This window comes from Bradyrhizobium diversitatis, from assembly GCF_016031635.1.
GTDB classification, from domain to species: Bacteria; Pseudomonadota; Alphaproteobacteria; order Rhizobiales; family Xanthobacteraceae; genus Bradyrhizobium; species Bradyrhizobium diversitatis.
Genome location: NZ_JACEGD010000042.1, coordinates 35,225 through 55,265, shown reverse-complemented (window position 1 = coordinate 55,265; position 20,041 = coordinate 35,225). Strand labels below are relative to the sequence as shown.

Sequence of the window (20,041 nt, the reverse complement as noted above, 5' to 3'; positions counted from 1 at the left end):
GCCCCACCCCGATTCATGCGACCTCCGCCCCCAGCAAAACCCCTCATCCTGAGCCTCTTATGCACATTCTCCTGCTCGGTTCCGGCGGCCGCGAACATGCTCTGGCGTGGAAGATCGCGGCCTCCCCCCTGGTGACCAAATTCTGGTGCGCGCCCGGCAATGCCGGCATCGCGAAGGAGGCGGAATGCGTGGCGCTCGATGTCGCCGACCATGCCGCGGTGATCGAGTTCTGCAAGACGAACAAGGTCGCGCTCGTGGTGGTCGGGCCGGAGACGCCGCTGGCGGCCGGCATCGTCGATGATCTCGCAGCTAGCGGCATTAAGGCGTTCGGGCCGAGCAAGGCGGCGGCGCAGCTCGAAAGCTCAAAAGGGTTCACCAAGGCGCTGTGCACCGAGTTCGGCATTCCCACGGGCGCCTACAAGCGCTTCACCAATGCCGATGACGCGCGCGCCTATGTGCAGAGCCAGGGCGCGCCGATCGTGGTCAAGGCCGACGGCCTTGCCGCCGGCAAGGGCGTCGTCGTTGCGAAAACCGTGCGCGAGGCCGAGGACGCCATCGCCATGATGTTCGAGGGCGCCTTCGGCGAGGCCGGCGCCGAGGTGGTGATCGAGGAGTTTTTGCCGGGCCGCGAGATCAGCTTCTTCGCGCTGTGCGACGGCGAGACCGCGATCCCGCTGGCCTCCGCGCAGGACCACAAGCGCGTGTTCGACCACGATGTCGGCCCGAACACCGGCGGCATGGGCGCCTATTCGCCGACGCCGCTGGTCACGCCCGCCGTCCACGACGCGATCATGGCCAGGATCATCCTGCCGACGGTCGCAGGGATGAAGCAGCGCGGCACGCCGTTCCGCGGCGTGCTCTATGCCGGCATCATGCTGACGACGCAGGGGCCAAAACTGTTCGAGTTCAACGTCCGCTTCGGCGATCCCGAGTGCCAGGTCTTGATGCTGCGCATGATGAGCGACATCGTGCCGGCGCTGCTCGCCGCCTGCGACGGGGAGCTGAAGCATTTCGATCTGCGCTGGTATCCCGAATCCGCCATCACCGTGGTCATGGCCGCGAAGGGCTATCCCGGCGACTACCAGAAGGGCACGCGCATCGAGGGGCTGGATGAAGCCGCCAAGGTCGAGGCGGTCGAGATCTTCCACGCCGGCACGGTGGCGAAGGACGGCGCCATCCTTGCCAATGGCGGCCGCGTGCTCAATGTCTGCGCGCTCGGCAAGACCGTGACCGAGGCGCAGGGGCGCGCCTACCAGGCCGTCGACCGCATCGATTGGCCCGAGGGCTTCTGCCGCCGCGACATCGGCTGGCAGGCGGTGGAAGCGGAGAAGGCCAAAAACTAGCGCGTCATCGCGGACGGCGCGCAAAGCGCGCCGAGCGAGGATATCGCGGTTTGTGTCACCACCCCGCCACATCCGCATTCCAGAATATGTAACGCTCTGTTGGGGTTAGCAGCTCCCGCAAATAATACCGCTACTGTGCATGGGGTTGTTTTCGACGTTTTGTTTGTCGAGCGGCCCCGCGACCGACCAACAAGGATGCAAGAAGATGTCCGATCTCGCCGACCTCTATCCGGGCTTTGCCGCCGAGTGGATCGATACCGCCTTCGGCCGCATCTTCGCCCGCGTCGGCGGTAAGGGCCCGCCGCTGCTGCTCCTGCACGGCTTCTCCGAGACGCATGTGATGTGGCACCGCGTGGCGCCTGAGCTTGCCGACCATTTCACGCTGATCATCGCCGATCTGCCGGGCTACGGCTGGTCCGACATGCCCGCGAGCGATGCGCTGCACATGCCCTACAGCAAGCGCGCCATGGCGAAAGCCATGGTCGAGGCGATGGAGCGTCTCGGCCATGTGCATTTCGCGCTCGCCGGCCACGACCGCGGCGGCCGCGTCTCCTATCGCCTCGCGCTCGACCATCCCGGCCGGCTGTCGCGCCTCGCCGTGCTCGATATCCTGCCGACCTACAATTACTGGGAGCGGATCAACCGCGCCTATGCCCTGAAGATCTATCACTGGACCTTCCTGGCGCAGCCCTATCCGCTGCCGGAGACGCTGATCTCGAGCAATGGCGAGTTCTTCCTGCGCTTCAAGATGGCGAGCCAGACCAAGTCGAAGACGCTGGACGCCATCGACCCGCGCGCGCTCGAACACTACCTCGCCCCGTTCCGCGATCCCGCCCGGGTGCACGCGATGTGCGAGGACTACCGCGCCGGTGCCTATTTCGACTACGACCTCGACAAGGCTGATTTCGAGGCCGGCAAGAAGATCACGATCCCGATGCTGGCGCTGTGGGGCAATGCCGGCATCGCCCAGGCCGCCGCGACGCCGCTGGACACGTGGAAGCAATGGGCGACCAATCTGGACGGCACGGCCGTGGATTCCGGGCACTTCCTGACCGAGGAGAATCCTGACGCGACCGCGAAGGCGCTACGGGAGTTCTTCGCGGCTTAGCCACACCGTCATTGCGAGGAGCTCTTGCGACGAAGCAATCCAGAGTGTCTCCGCGGAGGGATTCTGGATTGCTTCGCTCCGCTCGCAATGACGGAGCAGGCACCTACCTCCGCTCCCGAAAGAACTCCTTGAGCAGCCGCGCCGCCTCGCTCTCGCCGACGCCGGAGTACACGTCCGGCGCGTGGTGGCAGGTCGGCGAGGCAAAGAAGCGCACGCCGGATTCCACCGCGCCGCCCTTGGGATCGGCGGCGCCGTAATAGAGCCGCCTGACCCTTGCAAAGGAGATCGCGCCCGCACACATGGTGCAGGGCTCCAGCGTCACGTAGAGGTCGCAGTCGACCAGGCGCTCGCTGCCGATCTTCGCGGCGGCCTCGCGCAGCGCGATGATCTCGGCATGGGCGGTCGGATCATGGTCGGTCAGGGTCCGGTTGGCGGCGGTGGCGATGACCTCGTAATCGCGGACCACCACGCATCCGATCGGAACTTCGCCCGATTTTCCGGCGTTTTCGGCCGTCAGAAGCGCCAAATCCATGAAAGAAGGGGCTTTCAAGCCTCGTATCATCGCCAGAAACCTGCTACTAGCTCCGCCTTCAGCAAGAGTGGATACCGTTTTGCCTGAGCATGCGGCTCGCAGCGAGCGCGCACAATGCTCATCGCGCTACCCCCTAGGTGAGATTATTCATGCCTCGCGACAGCGACAAAGACAACGATTCCCGCGGCCGGCGAGGCCCGCCGAAGGGCCGGTCCGGCAAGCCGCGTGGCCCCGAGAAGAAGTTCGCCAAGCGCGGCCCTGAGGGCAGGAGCGATCCCCGCCCGCCCCGCGGCGACCGTGACAGCCGCCCGCCTCGCGCCGACCGCGGGGATCGTCCGTTCCGCCGCCGCGAGGAGGGCGATGCCCCGCGCCGCGATTTCAGCGACCGTCCGAAATTCAAGCGCGACGACCGTGGCGGCGAGCAGCGCAGCTTCAAGCCGCGCGGCGACCGCCCGTTTTCCGACCGCTCCTCGCGCGACGGCGAGAAGCGGCCATTCAAGCCGCGCGGTGATCGCCCATCCTATGGCCGCGACGACCGCCCGCGCAGCCGGGATCGCGACGATTCCCGTCCGGCCGGTCGTTCCGGCGAGAAGAAGTTCGGCGAGAAGCGGCCCTACGCGCCGCGTGGCGATCGTCCGGAGCGCAAGTTCGAGGGCGAGCGGAAGTTTTCGCGAGGCGCACCGGATCGCAGCGACCGCCCGCGCGATCGCGGCGAGCGCAGTGATTCAAAGCCCTGGCAGAAGCGCGACGCGGCTTCCCGCGGCGATCGGCCGCCGCGCAAGGATTTCGGCGGCCGTGACCGCAGCCAGGAGAAGCCCTGGCAGAAGCGCGACGATCGCGCGCCGGGCGATCGTCCGTTTCGCGAGCGGCCCAAATTTGATCGGCCCAAGTCAGATTGGACCAGGTCTGACCGGCCCAAGTTCGATCGCCCGCGCGAGGATCGTCAGAAATTCGATCGGCCTCGTCGCGACGGCGATGGCGACCGCGGCGGCGACCGTCCGAAATTCAACCGTCCACGCGAGCGCTCCGAGGGCCGCGCCGACTGGCACGAGCATCCACGCAGCGAAGGCCGTTTCGGCGATCGTCCGCGCCGCGAAAACGAGGATGAGAGCAGGATTTTCGAGAAGCGCCCCGCCTTCGGCGGCCGCGGCGCCTATCGCCAGCGCGATCGCGATTTCGAGGGACGGCCGCATCGTGAAGACGCGCCGAAGCCGAAGAAGGCCGGCGAGCGCATCGCAAAGGTGCTGGCGCGCGCGGGTCTTGCCTCGCGCCGCGACGCCGAGGAGATGGTCACGCAGGGCCGGGTCACGGTCAACGGCCGCGTGATCAACTCGCCGGCGCTCGATGTCACCAAGAACGACGTCGTCATGGTCGACGGCAAGCCGTTGCCGGAGCGCGAGCGCACGCGGCTGTTCCTCTATCACAAGCCGCGCGGGCTGATGACGACGCATGACGACCCCGAGGGACGTCCGACCGTGTTCGACAACCTGCCCGAAGGCCTGCCGCGCCTGATCAGCGTCGGCCGGCTCGACTTCAACACCGAGGGCCTGTTGCTGCTCACCAATGACGGCGGGCTCGCGCGCACGCTTGAGCTGCCCGATACCGGCTGGCTGCGCCGCTATCGCGTCCGCGCCCATGGCGACGTCACCCAGGCGCAGCTCGACGAGCTCAAGAACGGCATCGAGATCGAGGGCGTCAAGTATGGTCCGATCGAGGCGACACTCGAGCGCGACCAGGGGGCCAATGTCTGGCTGGTGTTCGCGATCCGTGAGGGCAAGAATCGCGAGGTGCGCAATGTCTGCGCCCATCTCGGGCTCGAGGTGAACCGGCTGATCCGCGTCTCCTACGGCCCGTTCCAGCTCGGCGAGATTCCTGAGGGCCAGGTCGAGGAGATCCGCTCGCGCGTGCTGCGCGAGCAGCTCGGCGACAAGGTGATCGAGAAATCGGGCGCGCAGTTCGACGTGCCGCAGAAATCGTCTGCGGCCGATGACGATGCGCCTCGCGAGAGCAAGCCCGCCAGCAAGCGCGCCGTGATCAACGACCGCAAGGGCCGCCGCGTGCTGGTGCAGCGGACCGGCAGCGACGAGGCGCGTGAGCGCAATGAGGAACAGGCCAGCGGCTACGGCCCGCCGCGCCGTCCCAAGCGCGGCTATCACGGCAAGCGCGACCTGACGCCGCGGGACGGCGAGTAGGTCCAATGGGTGGAGCGAGCCTGGCACCGCGTAACTGGTCGTCATGGCCGGGCTTGACCCGGCCATCCACGTCTTGCTTGCGCCTACAGCTGAAGAACGTGGATGCCCGGGACAAGGCCGGGCATGACGGAGCGGTGTGATGCGCGTCGTCGGCGGCAGGTTGAAGGGGCGCAATCTGGCCTCACCGTCCTCGCGCGACATCCGCCCCACGGCGGACCGGTTCCGCGAGTCCGTGTTCAACATCCTCGTGCACGCCTATGAGGATCCAATCCAGGACGCGCGCGTGCTCGATCTCTTCGCCGGCACCGGGGCGCTCGGCATCGAGGCCGCCTCGCGCGGCGCCAAGTTCACGCTGTTCGTCGACAACGGCGCCGAGGCACGTGCGCTGCTCCGCAACAATGTCGAGGCGCTCGGCCTCGGTGGTGTCACCAAGGTCTATCGCCGCGATGCCACCGATCTCGGCCCCGCGCATCCCGTCGAGCCGTTCTCGCTGGTGTTCCTCGATCCGCCCTATGGCAAGGGATTGGCGGAGAAGGCGCTCGCGAGCCTGCGCGACGGCGGCTGGCTCACGCCGGGCGCGCTGCTGGTGGTGGAGGAGGCGAAGGCCGCGCAGTTCGTGACGCCGGCAGGATACGAGGAGCTGGAGCGGCGCGCGTATGACGATACGGAGTTCGTGTTTTTGCGTAGGGCGGATTAGCGAAGCGTAATCCGCCACTGTCTCTCACGGCGGAAGCGGAAGAGGTGGATTACGCCTTCGGCTAATCCACCCTACGGCACCATCACCTCCGTCCGAACAGCTTCTCCACGTCGCTTAGCTTCAGCTCGACATAGGTCGGCCGACCGTGATTGCACTGGCCGGAGTTCGGCGTCTCCTCCATCTCGCGGAGCAGGGCGTTCATCTCCTCCGGCCGCAACCTGCGGCCGGCGCGCACCGAGCCGTGGCAGGCCATGGTGGCGGCAACGTGCATCAGGCGGCGCTCCAGCGGGAGTGCCTCGTCCCACTCGGCCATGTGCTCGGAGAGATCGCGCAAGAGGCCGCCGGCATTGGTCTTGCCGAGCAGCGACGGCGTCTCGCGCACCGCGACTGCGCCGGGGCCAAAGGATTCGATGGCGAGGCCGAACGAGGCCAGCTCGTCGCTGCGCTCGAGCAGGCGCTCGACGGTCGCCTCGTCCATCTCAACGATCTCGGGGATCAGGAGGATCTGCCGCTGCACACCGTTCGCTGCCAGCGAGGCCTTCAGCCGCTCGTAGACGATGCGCTCATGCGCGGCGTGCTGGTCGACGATGATCAGGCCGTCGCGGGTCTGCGAGACGATGTAGGTCTCGTGGATCTGCGTGCGCGCTGCGCCCAGCGGGCGATCGACGAGGTCGCCGCTTGGCTGCGATTCGAACCGCACGTCCGCGCTGGGCGCGCCGACATCGAATGCAGCCTGCACGCGCTCGGCGAAGGCGGGGGCGGCGGCGCCTTCGAAGGACGGCATCGGCGCGACCGGGGCGGCTGGCGAGGCCCGCCAGTCCCAGCTGGCGGGACGCGGCGTGAAGGCAGGCCGGAACGAGGACAATGCGCTCTCGCCGCTGTTGGCGGCGGTGCGCCGGCCTTCGCGCGCGAGTGCTTCCTTCAGCCCGTGCACGATCAATGCGCGCACAAGGCCGGCGTTGCGGAAGCGCACCTCGGTCTTGGCCGGATGCACGTTGGCGTCGACCTCGCGCGGATCGAGCGTGACGAACAGCGCCAGCACCGGGTGGCGATCGCGCGGCAGGTAGTCGGAATAGGCGGCGCGCACCGCCCCCAAGATCAGCTTGTCGCGGACCGGCCGGCCGTTGACGAAGAGATACTGCCCGAGCGCGTTGGCCTTGGTCAGCGCCGGCGCCGCCGCATAGCCGTCGACCACGACGCCCTCGCGCTCGGCATGAACCTCGATGGCGTGGCTGCGGAACTCGGCTCCCAGAATATCGCCGAGCCGGGTCAGCCGTCCGGCGGCGCCGGGCAGGGCGGCGGCCCAGGTCACCGGCGCGCGCTCCTCGCCCGCGAGCGTGAAGGCAATGTCCGGCCGCGCCATCGCAAGGCGCCGCACCACCTCGCGGATGGCTTCCGCCTCGGTGCGGTCGGTCTTCAAGAACTTCAGCCGCGCCGGCGTCGCGTAGAAGAGGTCGCCAACCTCGACGCGGGTGCCGTGGGCCAGCGCGGCCGGCATGATCTCGGACTTCGCGCCGCCCTCGACGGTGAGAGCCCAGGCATGCGGTTCGCCGGCATGCCGCGTGGTGATGGACAGCCGTGCCACGGAGCCGATCGAGGGCAGCGCCTCGCCGCGGAACCCGAGGGTGCGGATCTGGAGCAGGTCCTCGTCGTCGAGCTTGGAGGTGGCGTGGCGCTCGACCGCGAGCGAGAGGTCCTTTGCGGTCATGCCGCTGCCGTCATCGGTAATGCCGATCCGCCGTCGCCCACCGCCATCGGTGAAGACGTCGATCCGGCTCGCGCCGGCATCAATGGCGTTCTCGACCAACTCCTTGACCACGCTCGCCGGACGTTCGACCACCTCGCCGGCGGCGATGCGGTTGACGACTTGTTCTGGCAATTGGCGGACGGGCATGAATTCGATCGGGCTCGGTCTTGGATTCGCTGATGGTCTATTCTAGGCCGTGTTGCGTCAAAAGCATGCGTTGGGCAACAGCCGCGTGACGGGCTGGGGAAGAAGACCCTCTATCACATTGAAGACATTGGACGTTCGGGACAATGCCGCGGGGTCGATGCGCCGGCTTTCGGCCGTGGTTGTGATTGTGAGGCGCCGGGCAGCGGTGTAGCATCGTGAAAAAACGGCAACAGGACGGGAGGACGCCATGTGCCATCTCTTCGCGCATCAGCCCCAACGCGACTACGAATCCCAGACTCGGTCTTTGCGGATCGGTGGGCACTGCACGTCGATCCGTCTGGAAATGGCTTTCTGGGACACGCTGGAGGAGATCGCGGCCAAGGAGAGCATGAGCCTCGGCAAGTTCCTGACCACGCTCTACAACGAGGTGCTCGACCATCATGGCGAGGTCAACAATTTCGCCTCGCTGCTGCGCTGCTCGTGTTTGATCTACCGCTCACGGAGCGTCACGCCGGTCCAGGATTTCAAGGCAATTGGTGCGCCCATTCTCGACGCGGCCGAGTAGCCGCTCCACCCTCGGTGTCGTCCCGGCGAACGCCGGGACCTATGCCGCGTGATCTATCGATTGCGGAAGCTCGAAGTCCCGAACGACCAATCTCCGCCAAACTGGGCCTTGTGGTTATGGGTACCGGCGTTCACCGGGACGACACCTTGAGTGTGGATACGCAATCCCTCCTCAATGCCGTTCCGGCGATCGCGATGGTAGCGTACGATCAAATCTCCTTCTTCTGCATCGCCTCCGCAATGTAGTCCGCCTGCCGGATCGCGAGCGCGACGATGGTCAGCGTCGGGTTGCAGGCTGCGCCGCTGGTGAACTGGCTGCCGTCCGAGACGAACAGGTTCTTGATGTCGTGGCTCTGCCCGAATTTGTTGACGACGCCGTCCCGGGGCTTCTCACTCATCCTGTTGGTGCCGAGATTGTGCGTGCTCGGATAGGGCGGTGTCGGATAGGTCACGGTGGCGCCGACGGCGTCGTAGACCGCGGCGCCCTGCTTGTAGGCATGCGCGCGCATCGCGACATCGTTGGGATGGTCGTCGAAATGCACGCTCGCGACCGGCTGACCGAACTTGTCCTTCACGACCGGATCGAGCGTGATGCGATTGGTCTCCTGCGGCATGTCCTCGCCGACCAGCCACATGCCGGCCATCCTGGGATAGCCGTCGAGCGCTGACGTGAACGAGCGTCCCCAGGCGCCGGGGTTGAGGAACGCGGCCATGAACGGCAGGCCGATCGACAGCGTCTCCATCTCGTAGCCGCCGACGAAGCCGCGCTTGGGGTTGTTGGCGGCCTCGTCGCGGATGATGCCGGCCATGGTGGTGCCGCGATACATGTGCACCGATTTTTCGAACACCGCGTAGACGCTGCCGGTCATGTGCCTCATGTAGTTGCGGCCGACCTGGCCGCTGGAGTTGGCGAGGCCATCGGGGAACATCGTGGAGGCGCTGTTGAGCAGCAGCCGCGGGCTCTCGATCGAGTTACCGGCCACCGCAACGATGCGCGCCCTCTGACGCTGCATCGCGCCTTGCTCGTCGGCGTAGACGACACCGGTGACCTTGCCGCTCGCGTTATGCTCGATCTTCACCACCATGCTGCCGGGGCGGACCTCGAGATTGCCGGTTGCCTCGCCCTTGGGGATCTCGGTGTAGAGCGTCGACCATTTGGCGCCGGACTTGCAGCCCTGGAAGCAGAACCCGATCTGCTGGCACGAGCCCCGTCCGTCGCGCGGCTGACTGTTGATGGCCATGTTGCCGGTGTGCACGGTCTTGTAGCCGAGCTTCCTCGCGCCGGCCTCCAGCACCTTGAAGTTATTGTTGCCGGGCAGGCCGGGAATGCCGTTGGTGCGAGTCACGCCCATCTTGTTTTCGGCCTTGGCGTACCACGGCTCCATCTCGGCAAGCGTGACCGGCCAGTCCAGGAGGTTCGCCCCGGGAATGTTGCCGTAGGTGCTCTTCACCTTGAACTCGTGCTCGTCGAACCGCAGCGAGGCGCCGGCCCAATGCACCGTCGAGCCGCCGACCGCCTTGACGATCCAGGCGGGAAGACCCGAAAAATCCCTGGCGACGCGCCATGTGCCCGACGTGGTGCGCGCATCGGTCCAGGCGAGCTGGGAGAAGCTCTCCCATTCGTCGTTGATGAAGTCGTGGTTCTCGATGCGGGGACCTGCCTCGAGAATGACGACCTTGACGCCTTTCTGCGCGAGCTCGTTGCCCAGCGTGCCGCCACCGGCACCGGAGCCGACGATCACCACAACGCTGGAGTCGTTCAGATCGAATTTTGCCATATGCGTTCTCCTGAACCGTTGGGTGGCGATCTAAGCCTTCGGCAGCCAGTCGATGTCGGCGAAGCCGCGGTCGATGTAGCCGCCGAGCTCGGCGGAAGAGCCCTCGTATCCGAACCGCGGCCAGATCTCTTTCTGGTTGTAGAGCGAGACGACGAGATCGCCGCGCACCTTCTGGAAAAAGGCGCTTTGCTCGATCTCCTTCAGGAGCACCACGCGGTCGGCTTCCCAGGCCACTTCGACATAAGGCACCTTGTGGCGGTCGCGCGCGTTCTGATCGAGCCGCGCAATGCCGTCGCTGATCAGCGATTTGACGGCAGGATCCTTCGCCGCCTTGCCGTCCCACGGCTTGATCGCGGTGATGTAGTAGCTGTCGCCGAGCACGTCGTGCGGATAGATGTCGCGCGCGACCTTCAGCAGCGTCTTCATCGTCGAAGGCGAGAGCGCGCTTGTCTCCTCGGCCCAGGCGTTGTCGATGCTGACTCCGACGCTGGTCGCAACGGCCGCGACCGGCACGGCGGCCGCCGCGCCCTTGATAAAGACGCGGCGGCTGTGCTTGCTTCGACGATCGATTTCTCTCATGGCATGTCCTCCGTAGATTTTGATTTTGGTTTGATCAGTTGAAGCGGCCGCCCCGCTGGATCACTTCGATCTTGTAGCCATCGGGGTCACTGACGAAGAAGAATCGCGCCAATGTTCGGCCGTCGTGCTTGAAATCGCGCAAGGGGCCCGGTGCGAGCTTCTCGCGTTCGAAGCGGGCATGCTCGGCATCGATGTCTTCGACCACCACGGCGAGATGGCCGTAGCCGTCGCCGAGCTGGTACGGCTCCTTGCGATCGAAATTCACCGTCAGCTCGACCTCGAACGGCGAGGAGGGGTGACGCAGATAGATCAGGGCGAAATCCGCGAACTTCAGATGGTCGGTGACCTCCAGGCCGAAGGCACGCTTGTAGAAGTCGAGCGAGCGCGCCTCCTCCAGCACGCGGATCATGGAATGGACTGGCTTTGCCATTCAGTTCAGCTCCTTGAGGTAAGTGATGATGGCGGCGCGCGTTTCGGGCCTGGCCTGCCGATAGGCCATGATCACACCGGGGATGACGGCTTGCGGATTGGCCAGCCACGCGTCCAGCCGGGCCTCGTCCCAGGTGAAGTCAGCTTTGGCGAGACCATCTGAATAGTGAAAGCCTTCGACCTTGCCGGCGGTGCGGCCCACGATCCGGACCAGCGGCGGACCTTGTCGCATCGGGTCCGAGAGATTGGTGGTATGGCACACCGCGCATTGCTGCTTGAACAGCGTCGCGCCATCCGGCGGCCGTGCCGCCGGCAATGGCATCTGCGCGTCGGCGCCTCGCGCCATCAGCACCATCGCGGTGCACAATCCCGGCACGATCGTGCGCATCGCCAAGAGCTTGCTCATCCACGTCAAATCCAGCGTGTGCAAACTCTAATCGGCGTCAGAGATGAGGTGGTAGTAGCGGGCTGTTTCGCGGCGAACGGAGATGTCTTGGGCCGTGTGATGTTCCGCAGCGCCTTATATGCGGAGCACAATTCCGCGAAACCGCCGTCAAATCCCTAAACGATCACCACACCATCGGGATTGCATGACGATCACGCCGCTCGAACTCTCTACGCGATGACATGGCCGGTGCAGATGAGCGGTGTGGGGAGCAGCCGAGCCGTTCCTCGCGAAAGAATCCAGGAGAAATGGATGAAGTTGGTCAAGACCTCGATGATCGCATGCGCTCTATCGGCTCTCGTTGCCACGCCCGTTCTCGCGCAAGGCGCGCCACCTGCCAGGACAGGCGGCACCGTGCAGAGCAAGCCGATGCAGGGCAGCACCATGGGCAGCGGCGACGAAGAAATGAGTCCGCAGGCGGGCGCGGCGGGTGAGAAGACCGGCATGAAGTCGACCAAAGGCACCAGGGGCACGGTCGGCACCACGGGCAGTGCTACGCACAAGGGAACAGCCGACGATGCCGCGACGGGCGGCGCAGCCCCGTCCAAACGTTACTAGTCTCGACTAGTCTCGCCGGGTGAATCGGCAAAGCTCCGGTCGCCTCGCGGCCGGAGCTCTTTGACGCGCCAGTTAGTCGTCGAAGCTCCGGCCGCGTCCTGCCTTGACGTCACTGCGGCGTTTCTTGCCCTCGAGCCGGCGCTGCTTGGAGGCGAAGGTCGGTCGCGTCGCGCGCCGCGGCGTCGGCCGGATCATCGCCTCACGCAGCATCTCCGTGAGACGGTCGATGGCATCCTGGCGGTTGCGCTCCTGGGTGCGGAAGCGCTGCGCCTGGATCACAATGACACCCTCCTTGGTCATGCGCTGGCCGGCAAGGCGCGCAAGCCGCAGGGCCGCGTCCTCCGGCAAGGTCAGCTTGCGCGTGTCGAAGCGCAGCTGTGCCGAGGTCGCGACCTTGTTGACGTTTTGCCCGCCCGGGCCGGAGGCGCGGACAAAACCGATCTCGATATCGTCCTCGTCGATGACGAGATTGCGGGATATCCGCAGCATGTAGGTACCATCCGTGATGTCTGGACATATCGCGGACGTTCAGGTTCGGCAATGGTGCTCATGCAAACGCAAATGGCCGGGACGAGCCCGGCCATTCAGGGAGCGTGTGGAGAACAGATCAGTTCGACTTCGGCGTCGCAGCCGCCGGTTGGGCCGCGGCCTGCGGGGCGCGGCCGACAATGACGGTCAGCAGCCCCTGGCCCCAGAGGCGCTTGGCCGCCGCCTTGGCGTCGTCCAGCGTCACGGCGTCGACGATGGCGTTGCGCTTCTCGATATAGTCGATCGGCAGCTTGTCCTGCTGATATTGCAGCAGCGCCTGTGCCAGCTTGGAGGAGGTGTCGAGCGCCAGCATCTGCGAGCCCTTGAGGTAGGACTTGGCCTCGTCGAGCTCCTTCTGCGTCGGGCCCTCCTCGGCCATGCGGCGCACCTCCTTCTCGATGGCGTCGATGGTGTCGCCGGCGCGGTCGGCGCGCGTACCGGTGTTGCCGATGAAGATCGCCGAATGCTCCATCCAGAGCAGCGATTCGAACACCGAATAGGCCAGCCCACGCTTCTCGCGGACCTCGCGATAGAGCCGGGAGGACAAGCCGCCGCCGCCGAGGATGTGGTTGACGACATAGGCCGCCATGAAGTTCGGATCGCTGCGCTTCACCCCGGGGCCGCCGAAGGTGATCACGGTCTGCGGCACGTCGAGCGTCACGAAGGCGCGTTGCGGGGGCTTCGCAGCCTCGACGTCGGGGACCGGTGTCAGATTGGCCTTGGCAGGCAGGCTACCGAATGTGTGGTCGAGCAGCTTGCCCAGGGTCGCCGGATCGACGTCGCCGACGACCGCGATCTTCAGCCCGTCCTTGGCGAGGACGCGGCCGACATAGTCCTTCATGTCGGCGATCGTGATGGTCGGCACGCTGTCGAGGTTGCCGTTGGTCTGCCGGCCGTAGGGATGCTCGCCGAAGGCGACTTCCAGGAACTTGCGGCTCGCCAGCGAGGTCGGATTGGTGGTCTCGCGGCGCAGGCCCGAGATGACCTGCGAGCGGATGCGTTCGACGTCGGCGGTGTTGAAATGCGGCGAGGTCAGCGCGCCCCTGAGCAGGTCGAAGGCCTCGTCCTTGTTGTCGCGCAGCATGCGCAGGCTGCCGCGAAACGTATCGCGGGTGGCGTTGAAGGAGAGCTCGATGGCGCGGCGGTCGAGCCGTTCATGGAACGACTTGGAGTCGAGATCGCCGGAGCCTTCGTCGAGGAGATCACCGACCAGATTGGCGACGCCCGGCCTGTCCTTGGGGTCCTGGGACGAGCCGCCGGCGAAGGAATATTCCATCGCGATCAGCGGCACGGTCGCGTCCTGCACGAACCAGGCTTCGATGCCGCCGGGCGAGATCAGGCGCTGGATTTTTGCGGCGGCATGTGACGGCGAAACGGCGGCGAGCGCGAGCGCCGCGCCGGTGGCAAGGGAGAATGCAACGCGTCGAAGGAAGGGATAGGTCACGAACGCTTCTCCTCGCGCTTGGCGGTAGCGGTATCCTTGATCAGATAGCCCGTCACCGAGCGCTTCTTCTCGAGCCATTTCTGCGCGACGGCGCGAACCTGCTCGGCGGTGACGGCGCGGATGCGGTCGGGCCAGCTCCTGATGTCCTCGATCGACAGGCCCGTGGTCAGCGCGCCGCCGTACCAGCGCGCCAGCACCGCCTGGTTGTCCTGGGCGTAGATCGCCTCGGCGATGAGCTGGGTCTTCACGCGCTCCAGATCCTCGGCGCGGATCGGGTTCTGCGCAACGCTGGCAATGACACCGTCGACCGCCTGCTCCACCTCTGCGAAGCTGACGCCGGGTTTCGGCGCAGCGGAGATCGCGAACTGGGTCGGGTCGAGCGAGATGCTCGAATAGCTGGCGTTGGCGGACACCGCGAGCGGCTTGTCGACGACGAGCGCGCGGTAGAGATAGGAATTGCTGCCGCTGCCCATCAGCTGCGCTAGCACGTCGAGGGCCGCGCTCTCGCCGGCTGCCGCCGTGGTCGCGGAGGGCACCAGATAATAGCGCCGCATGCTCGGCTGCTCGACGCGCGGGTCGGCCAGCGTGACCGTGCGCGGGGCGGCCGGCTCCGGCTCCTGCGGGCGGACGCGGCGTGCCGGGATGGCGGGCTGCGCCGGGATGGAGCCGAAATTGCGCTCGACCAGCGGGCGGATTTCGGCGGCGTCGACGTCACCGGCGATCACCAGGATCGTGTTGTTCGGCGCATAAAAGCGGCGATAGAAGGCGAGCGCATCCTCGCGGTCGAGCTTTTCGATCTCCTGATGCCAACCGATCACCGGACGCCCATAGGGATGGTTGAGATAGAGCGCGGCCATGATCTGCTCGTTCAGCCGCGCATCCGGATTGTTGGCGACGCGCATGTTGTACTCTTCGAGCACGACGTCGCGCTCGGGCAGCACGTTCTCGTCCTTGAGGACGAGGCCCGTCATGCGGTCGGCCTCGAACTCCATCATGGTCGGCAACTGCTCTTTCGGCACGCGCTGGTAGTAATTGGTATAGTCGACCGAGGTCGAGGCGTTCTCGTTGCCGCCGACGCGAAGCACGGTCTGGGAGAATTCTCCGACCGGATGCTTCGAGGTGCCCTTGAACATCAGGTGCTCGAGGAAGTGCGCCAGCCCGGACTTGCCGGGGGTCTCGTCCGCCGAGCCGACCTTGTACCAGATCATCTCGGTGACGACGGGCGTACGGTGATCCGGGATCACCACGACCTGCATGCCGTTGCTGAGCGTGAAGCTGGCGGGCGGAGCCGCCGTTACCGTGGTCTGGGCGAGGGACGTGCCGGCTGAGAGGACACTCGTCGAAAGCAGCGCGGCAAGGAGGCAGGCAGCCGATCGGTAAGAGGACATCATGATCCTTTTGAAAGGCCGAGCCCGGATGTCCGGCTCGGAGGCACGGCATGCTACACCGTGCGGCTGAGGCTTCGCGTCACGAAGCAGAGAACGCATCTCGTAGGCAAGTTACTGATCGGCAATTTACGACTGTGCCGGGCGCGCAGGGAGGCGCCGGCGCCGGCCTCGCTTTTGTCAGGATGTCGCAGTGGACAGGAACGCTATTGTTCCTTCTCCTTGCCGGACATGATGTCGTAATACATCCGCCGCGACTTGTCCGGCCCGGCGCCATAGGCGTAGTTCGGCGACGGCGTCTGGTAGCCCGGCGGCGGCTCGACCAGCGACTGGCGCGGCGGCTCCGACGTGAACTCCTTGGACTCGGAGCTGCTGCCGCCCTTCATCATGTTCCACAGACCGCCGGTGAAACCGAGCTCGGCGGGGCTCAGCGAGGGGTTGCCGTTGGTGCCCGGCTGAATCGGATCATTGCTCGTGCGGGGCGCTGCGGCGACCTGGCCGGCCTTCATCTCGGCAGGCGTCAGCGGCTGGGCGGCCTGCCAGTTCTCCGTTGCCTTGGTCGCCTTCTTGCGCGCGGCGATGGCTTCCTTGCGGCGCTTTTCTTCGGGGTCTTTGGGCCAGTTCGGCGCAGCCTTGGCTTCGGTCGCAGGCGGCGGCAGATCGAGCTTGGGCGGCACCACCAGCGGCGAGCGCTCGCGGTATTCGATGCCCTTCTTTTCCATGCTCTTGGCGCCGATGCCGGACATCAGATTGTCGATGAGCCTCTCTTCGAAGGTCATATCGTCTTCCTCGTCGTCGTCACCGGCGCGGGCCGCGCCGGTCGACATGACGAGACCGATGCCAAGTGCGACAGCGGACAATTTCAATGCCCGCCAGAGCCCCCACCGGAGGTCTCGCACCATCGAATCGCTGGTCATCGCGCTGCGCATTGCTTTACCTGTTCCATATTGTGGCAGATCGCCGCGCGCACGCGGCTCTTATCCTCGCAAAGGAAGGGTTCCACCGCCGGTCCGTATCGGCCGGGATCAGGGCGCTTTTGCGGCGGGTACCCCCAGGAAGGAATCATACAATAGCGCCGCCACCCCAGCAACGATGGACACGTCCGCGAGGTTAAACACATACCAATTATAGGTTTTTCCGGCGATCTCGATGTGGAGCAAGGCGAAATCCACTACCGCGCCATAGGCCAGGCGGTCGATGCCGTTACCGATGGCGCCGCCGATGATCAGGCCGAGCGCGATGGTCGCAAGCATGGTGTGCGAGCGGGCCATCCAGATCGCGAGCGCGACCACCGCAATACCTTTGACGGCCATCAGCGCGAGCTGCGCTGCCTGGCTGTCGTTCTGGAGCCAGCCGAAGCTGATGCCGATGTTCCAGGCCAGCACCAGGTCGAAGAATGGCGTCACCCGCACCGCGCCGCGACCGGCGAGGTCGAACACGTTTAGGAGCCAGAGCTTCGAGGCCTGGTCGGCCACCAGCGTGACCATGGCCGCAAGGATGCCGGCGCGGAGCGGGGTCATGGTCGACCGATCAGACGCTCACCCCCAGCGCCTTCCATTCGCGCAGCGCCTGGGCGTCGCGCGGGGTGACGTCGGGGTATTCAGGGTCCTCGCCGACCGTCGGCGAGATCTTCCAGGAGCGGGCGCATTTGGTGCCGATCGCCTTCTCCACCACGACGGCAACGCCGGGCACGGCATCGAGACGGAACGCCGAAGCCGGCGCCTCGCCCTCCCGCACCTCGTAATTCGAGGTGATGCAGATCTCGGCGAGATCGGTGTCGAACAGCGTCATCAGCATGTCGCGGTCGGCGACATAGATCACCGGCGACGCCTCGAGCGAGGAGCCGATGTTCTTGGCGGCGCGTTCGAGCTCGAGCGCCCCGGTGACGACGCGGCGGACGTTGCGGATCGTCTCCCATTTTGCGGCGAGCCTGTCGTCGCGCAGGTCTTCGAGGTCGGTCGGGAACAGCGTCAGATGCACGGACGGCTCGGCGTCGGGCCGGTACATGCGCCAGCCTTCTTCTGCGGTGAAGCTGAGGATCGGCGCCAGCCATTTCAGGATCGAGGCGCACAACAGGTCGATGGTCGTCAGCGCCGCCTTGCGCGTCAGCGAAGAGGGCGGATCGCAATAAAGCGTGTCCTTGCGGATGTCGAAGTAGAACGCGGAAAGCTCGCTGTTCAGGAAGGCGGACAGGATCGCGACCACGGTCTTGTAGTCGAACTCCCGATAGGCCTTGCCGATCGCGGTGGCGCGACCTGCGAGCTCGTGCAGCATCAGGCGCTCCAGCTCGGGCATCTCGGCGGGCGCGACTGCGTCGGTCGGCTTGTAGTGATGCAGCGTGCCCAGCATCCAGCGCACGGTGTTGCGCAGCTTGCGGTAGGTCTCGACGGTGTTCTTCAGGATCTCGGGCCCGATGCGCTGGTCGTCGGTGTAGTCGCTGGATGCGACCCAGAGCCTCAGGATGTCAGCGCCGGAGTCCTTGATGACGGACTGCGGCTCGATGGTGTTGCCGAGCGACTTCGACATCTTGCGGCCGTCCTCGGCCTGGGTGAAGCCGTGGGTCAGCACGATGTCGTAAGGCGCGCGTCCGCGCGTGCCGCAGCTCTCCAGCAGCGAGGAGTGGAACCAGCCGCGGTGCTGGTCCGAGCCTTCCAGGTACATCACCGTGTCGGTGCCGCCGTCGACCTTGCGCTTGATGCCTGACAGCCCCGGGAAATGCACGGGGTCTTCGAGCACGAAGGCGTGGGTCGAGCCGGAATCGAACCAGACGTCGAGGATGTCGTCGACCTTCTGCCAGTCCTCGCTCGCGCGTGATCCGAGGAAGCGCTCGCGCGCGCCCGTCGCGTACCAGGCGTCGGCGCCTTCCTTCTCGAAGGCTTCGCCGATGCGTGCATTGACGGCCTCGTCCTGGAGGATCTCGGCGGAGCCGTCACCCTTCTCGCGCACGAACACGGCGATCGGCACGCCCCAGGCGCGCTGCCGCGAGATCACCCAATCCGGCCGCGCCTCGATCATGCCGTTGATGCGGTTCTCGCCGGATGGCGGCACCCATTGCGTCACCGAGATCGCATGCAGCGCGCGGGCGCGCAGCGTGTCGCCGGCCTTGGTCTTGCCGCCCACCGCGATGTCCTTATCCATCGCGATGAACCATTGCGGCGTATTGCGGAAGATCACCGGCTTCTTGGAGCGCCAGGAGTGCGGATATTGGTGCTTGAGCCGGCCGCGCGCGAGCAGCATGCCTCTGTCGACGAGCGCCTTGATCACGGCCTCGTTGGCATCGCCCTTCTCGCCCTTGTCGGTGATGACGCGCTTGCCGGCAAAACCCGGCGCATGATCGGTGTAGGCGCCGTTCTCGTCGACGGTGTAGGGGATCGCGGTGTTGATGCCGCGCGCGTCGAGATCGCGCGCCTGCGCCGTCCAGACATCGAAGTCCTCGCGGCCGTGGCCGGGCGCCGTGTGCACGAAGCCGGTGCCGGTGTCATCGGTGACATGGTCGCCGGGCAGCAGCGGCACGACGAACTCATAGCCGCCGCCAAGGCCCTTCAGCGGATGGGCACATTCGATCGCGTCCATGGTGTCGCCGGGGACTTCGCGGACCTTCTCAAAAGCCGTCACGCGCGCCTGCTTGAACACCTCTTCCGCGAGCGCGTCGGCAAGGATGAGGAGGTCGCCGGTCTTGGCCCAATTGTCGGCGGGCGCGTCCGTCACCCTGTAGAGGCCATAGGCGATCTTCGGCGAGAACGAGATGGCGCGGTTGCCGGGCAGGGTCCAGGGCGTGGTGGTCCAGATCACGACGCTTGCGGACGCGAGCGCACCGTGCGCGGGTGAGGTCACCGGGAATTTCACCCACACCGTATCGGAGGTGTGGTCCTCGTACTCCACTTCGGCTTCGGCCAGCGCGGTCTTCTCGACCACGCTCCACATCACCGGCTTGGAGCCGCGATACAGCGTGCCGTTGGCGGCGAACTTCATCAGCTCGCGTGCGATCTGGGCTTCGGCGGGATAGCTCATGGTGGCGTAGGGATGGTCCCAGTCGCCGATCACCCCCAGGCGCTTGAATTCCTCGCGCTGGATGCCGAGCCAGTGCGTGGCATAGGCGCGGCACTCCTTGCGAAAATCGATCATCGCGGCGGAGTCGCGAAAGTCGGGCTTCTGCTTGCCCTTCTTGCGGTAGTGCTCCTCCTCGACCTTCCACTCGATCGGCAGGCCATGGCAGTCCCAGCCGGGCACGTAGTTGGAATCGAAGCCGAGCATCTGCTGGCTCTTGGTGACGAGATCCTTCAGGATCTTGTTCAGCGCCGTGCCGATATGGATGTTGCCGTTGGCATAGGGCGGGCCGTCATGCAGCACGAACTTGGCGCGGCCCTTCGCAGCCTGGCGCAGCTTCTCATAGAGCCCGATCTCGTACCAGCGCTTGAGGATCTCCGGCTCGCGCTGCGGCAGGCCGGCGCGCATCGGGAATTCGGTCTGCGGCAGGAACAGGGTTTTCGAATAGTCTTTGACTTCAGGCTTTTGGGACTTCTGCGGCTTTTCGGACATGAGGCTGACTGGCTCGGAGGGGCGCG

18 protein-coding genes are annotated in these 20,041 nt (G+C 65.9%); 6 read left to right on the top strand and 12 right to left on the bottom strand.

Annotated features, from left to right (window positions below):
• The first annotated feature begins 59 nt into the window (after positions 1-59).
• Together purD and H1B27_RS33645 are read left to right on the top strand one after the other, a co-directional pair.
• Positions 60-1,343: a phosphoribosylamine--glycine ligase gene (purD, locus tag H1B27_RS33650; RefSeq protein ID WP_197968991.1), complete on the top strand. Its 1,284-nt coding sequence runs from the start codon at positions 60-62 to the stop codon at positions 1,341-1,343.
• A gap of 205 nt (positions 1,344-1,548) precedes the next feature.
• Positions 1,549-2,451, top strand: coding sequence for an alpha/beta fold hydrolase (locus tag H1B27_RS33645; RefSeq protein ID WP_197968990.1), 903 nt, complete (start codon positions 1,549-1,551; stop codon positions 2,449-2,451).
• A gap of 103 nt (positions 2,452-2,554) precedes the next feature.
• Here H1B27_RS33645 and H1B27_RS33640 read toward each other — a convergent pair whose 3' ends face one another.
• Complete coding sequence (locus H1B27_RS33640; protein ID WP_061877402.1) at positions 2,555-3,013, bottom strand: nucleoside deaminase; 459 nt, start codon at positions 3,011-3,013, stop codon at positions 2,555-2,557.
• Between the two features lie 119 nt (positions 3,014-3,132).
• On the opposite strand from H1B27_RS33640, the gene H1B27_RS33635 reads away from it, so the two are divergent.
• Both H1B27_RS33635 and rsmD read left to right on the top strand, forming a co-directional pair.
• Positions 3,133-5,175: a pseudouridine synthase gene (locus H1B27_RS33635; protein WP_197968989.1), complete on the top strand. Its 2,043-nt coding sequence runs from the start codon at positions 3,133-3,135 to the stop codon at positions 5,173-5,175.
• 139 nt (positions 5,176-5,314) lie between these two features.
• Positions 5,315-5,872 (top strand): 16S rRNA (guanine(966)-N(2))-methyltransferase RsmD, encoded by a 558-nt coding sequence (gene rsmD, locus H1B27_RS33630; protein ID WP_197968988.1) that lies wholly within the window; start codon positions 5,315-5,317, stop codon positions 5,870-5,872.
• A gap of 82 nt (positions 5,873-5,954) precedes the next feature.
• Here the strand turns inward: rsmD and mutL are convergent, their stop codons facing one another.
• On the bottom strand, positions 5,955-7,766 hold the full coding sequence (gene mutL, locus H1B27_RS33625) for a DNA mismatch repair endonuclease MutL (protein ID WP_197968987.1): 1,812 nt from the start codon (positions 7,764-7,766) through the stop codon (positions 5,955-5,957).
• A 247-nt stretch (positions 7,767-8,013) separates the two neighbouring features.
• On the opposite strand from mutL, the gene H1B27_RS33620 reads away from it, so the two are divergent.
• Positions 8,014-8,331, top strand: coding sequence for a ribbon-helix-helix domain-containing protein (locus tag H1B27_RS33620; RefSeq protein ID WP_061877406.1), 318 nt, complete (start codon positions 8,014-8,016; stop codon positions 8,329-8,331).
• Positions 8,332-8,539: 208 nt separating this feature from the next.
• Here H1B27_RS33620 and H1B27_RS33615 read toward each other — a convergent pair whose 3' ends face one another.
• The 4 genes from H1B27_RS33615 to H1B27_RS33600 are packed head-to-tail and all read right to left on the bottom strand — an operon-like array spanning position 8,540 to position 11,504.
• A complete protein-coding gene (locus tag H1B27_RS33615; RefSeq protein ID WP_197968986.1) occupies positions 8,540-10,108 on the bottom strand; it encodes a GMC family oxidoreductase in 1,569 nt (522 codons plus the stop codon).
• Between the two features lie 30 nt (positions 10,109-10,138).
• Positions 10,139-10,687, bottom strand: coding sequence for a Twin-arginine translocation pathway signal (locus H1B27_RS33610; RefSeq protein ID WP_061877408.1), 549 nt, complete (start codon positions 10,685-10,687; stop codon positions 10,139-10,141).
• Positions 10,688-10,721: 34 nt separating this feature from the next.
• Positions 10,722-11,117 carry a VOC family protein gene (locus tag H1B27_RS33605; protein WP_061877409.1) on the bottom strand — a complete coding sequence of 132 codons (396 nt, stop codon included), beginning with the start codon at positions 11,115-11,117 and terminating at the stop codon, positions 10,722-10,724.
• Complete coding sequence (locus H1B27_RS33600) at positions 11,118-11,504, bottom strand: c-type cytochrome (RefSeq protein ID WP_197968993.1); 387 nt, start codon at positions 11,502-11,504, stop codon at positions 11,118-11,120.
• Positions 11,505-11,813: 309 nt separating this feature from the next.
• Here H1B27_RS33600 and H1B27_RS33595 point away from each other — a divergent pair, with 309 nt between their 5' ends.
• On the top strand, positions 11,814-12,119 hold the full coding sequence (locus H1B27_RS33595; RefSeq protein WP_061877495.1) for a hypothetical protein: 306 nt from the start codon (positions 11,814-11,816) through the stop codon (positions 12,117-12,119).
• A gap of 72 nt (positions 12,120-12,191) precedes the next feature.
• Here the strand turns inward: H1B27_RS33595 and arfB are convergent, their stop codons facing one another.
• From arfB to ileS, 6 genes are all read right to left on the bottom strand, one after another.
• Positions 12,192-12,608, bottom strand: coding sequence for an alternative ribosome rescue aminoacyl-tRNA hydrolase ArfB (gene arfB / locus H1B27_RS33590; protein WP_061877410.1), 417 nt, complete (start codon positions 12,606-12,608; stop codon positions 12,192-12,194).
• A 118-nt stretch (positions 12,609-12,726) separates the two neighbouring features.
• Positions 12,727-14,091 (bottom strand): M16 family metallopeptidase, encoded by a 1,365-nt coding sequence (locus H1B27_RS33585; RefSeq protein WP_061877411.1) that lies wholly within the window; start codon positions 14,089-14,091, stop codon positions 12,727-12,729.
• Entirely contained in the window at positions 14,088-15,482 is a 1,395-nt protein-coding gene (locus H1B27_RS33580; protein WP_376709017.1) for a M16 family metallopeptidase, read from the bottom strand. The genes H1B27_RS33585 and H1B27_RS33580 overlap by 4 nt, the downstream gene beginning before the upstream one ends.
• A gap of 200 nt (positions 15,483-15,682) precedes the next feature.
• Positions 15,683-16,405, bottom strand: coding sequence for a hypothetical protein (locus H1B27_RS33575; RefSeq protein WP_197968985.1), 723 nt, complete (start codon positions 16,403-16,405; stop codon positions 15,683-15,685).
• A 96-nt stretch (positions 16,406-16,501) separates the two neighbouring features.
• Complete coding sequence (gene lspA, locus H1B27_RS33570) at positions 16,502-16,996, bottom strand: signal peptidase II (protein ID WP_197968984.1); 495 nt, start codon at positions 16,994-16,996, stop codon at positions 16,502-16,504.
• A 10-nt stretch (positions 16,997-17,006) separates the two neighbouring features.
• Entirely contained in the window at positions 17,007-20,015 is a 3,009-nt protein-coding gene (gene ileS / locus H1B27_RS33565) for an isoleucine--tRNA ligase (protein ID WP_197968983.1), read from the bottom strand.
• Positions 20,016-20,041 lie beyond the last annotated feature (26 nt).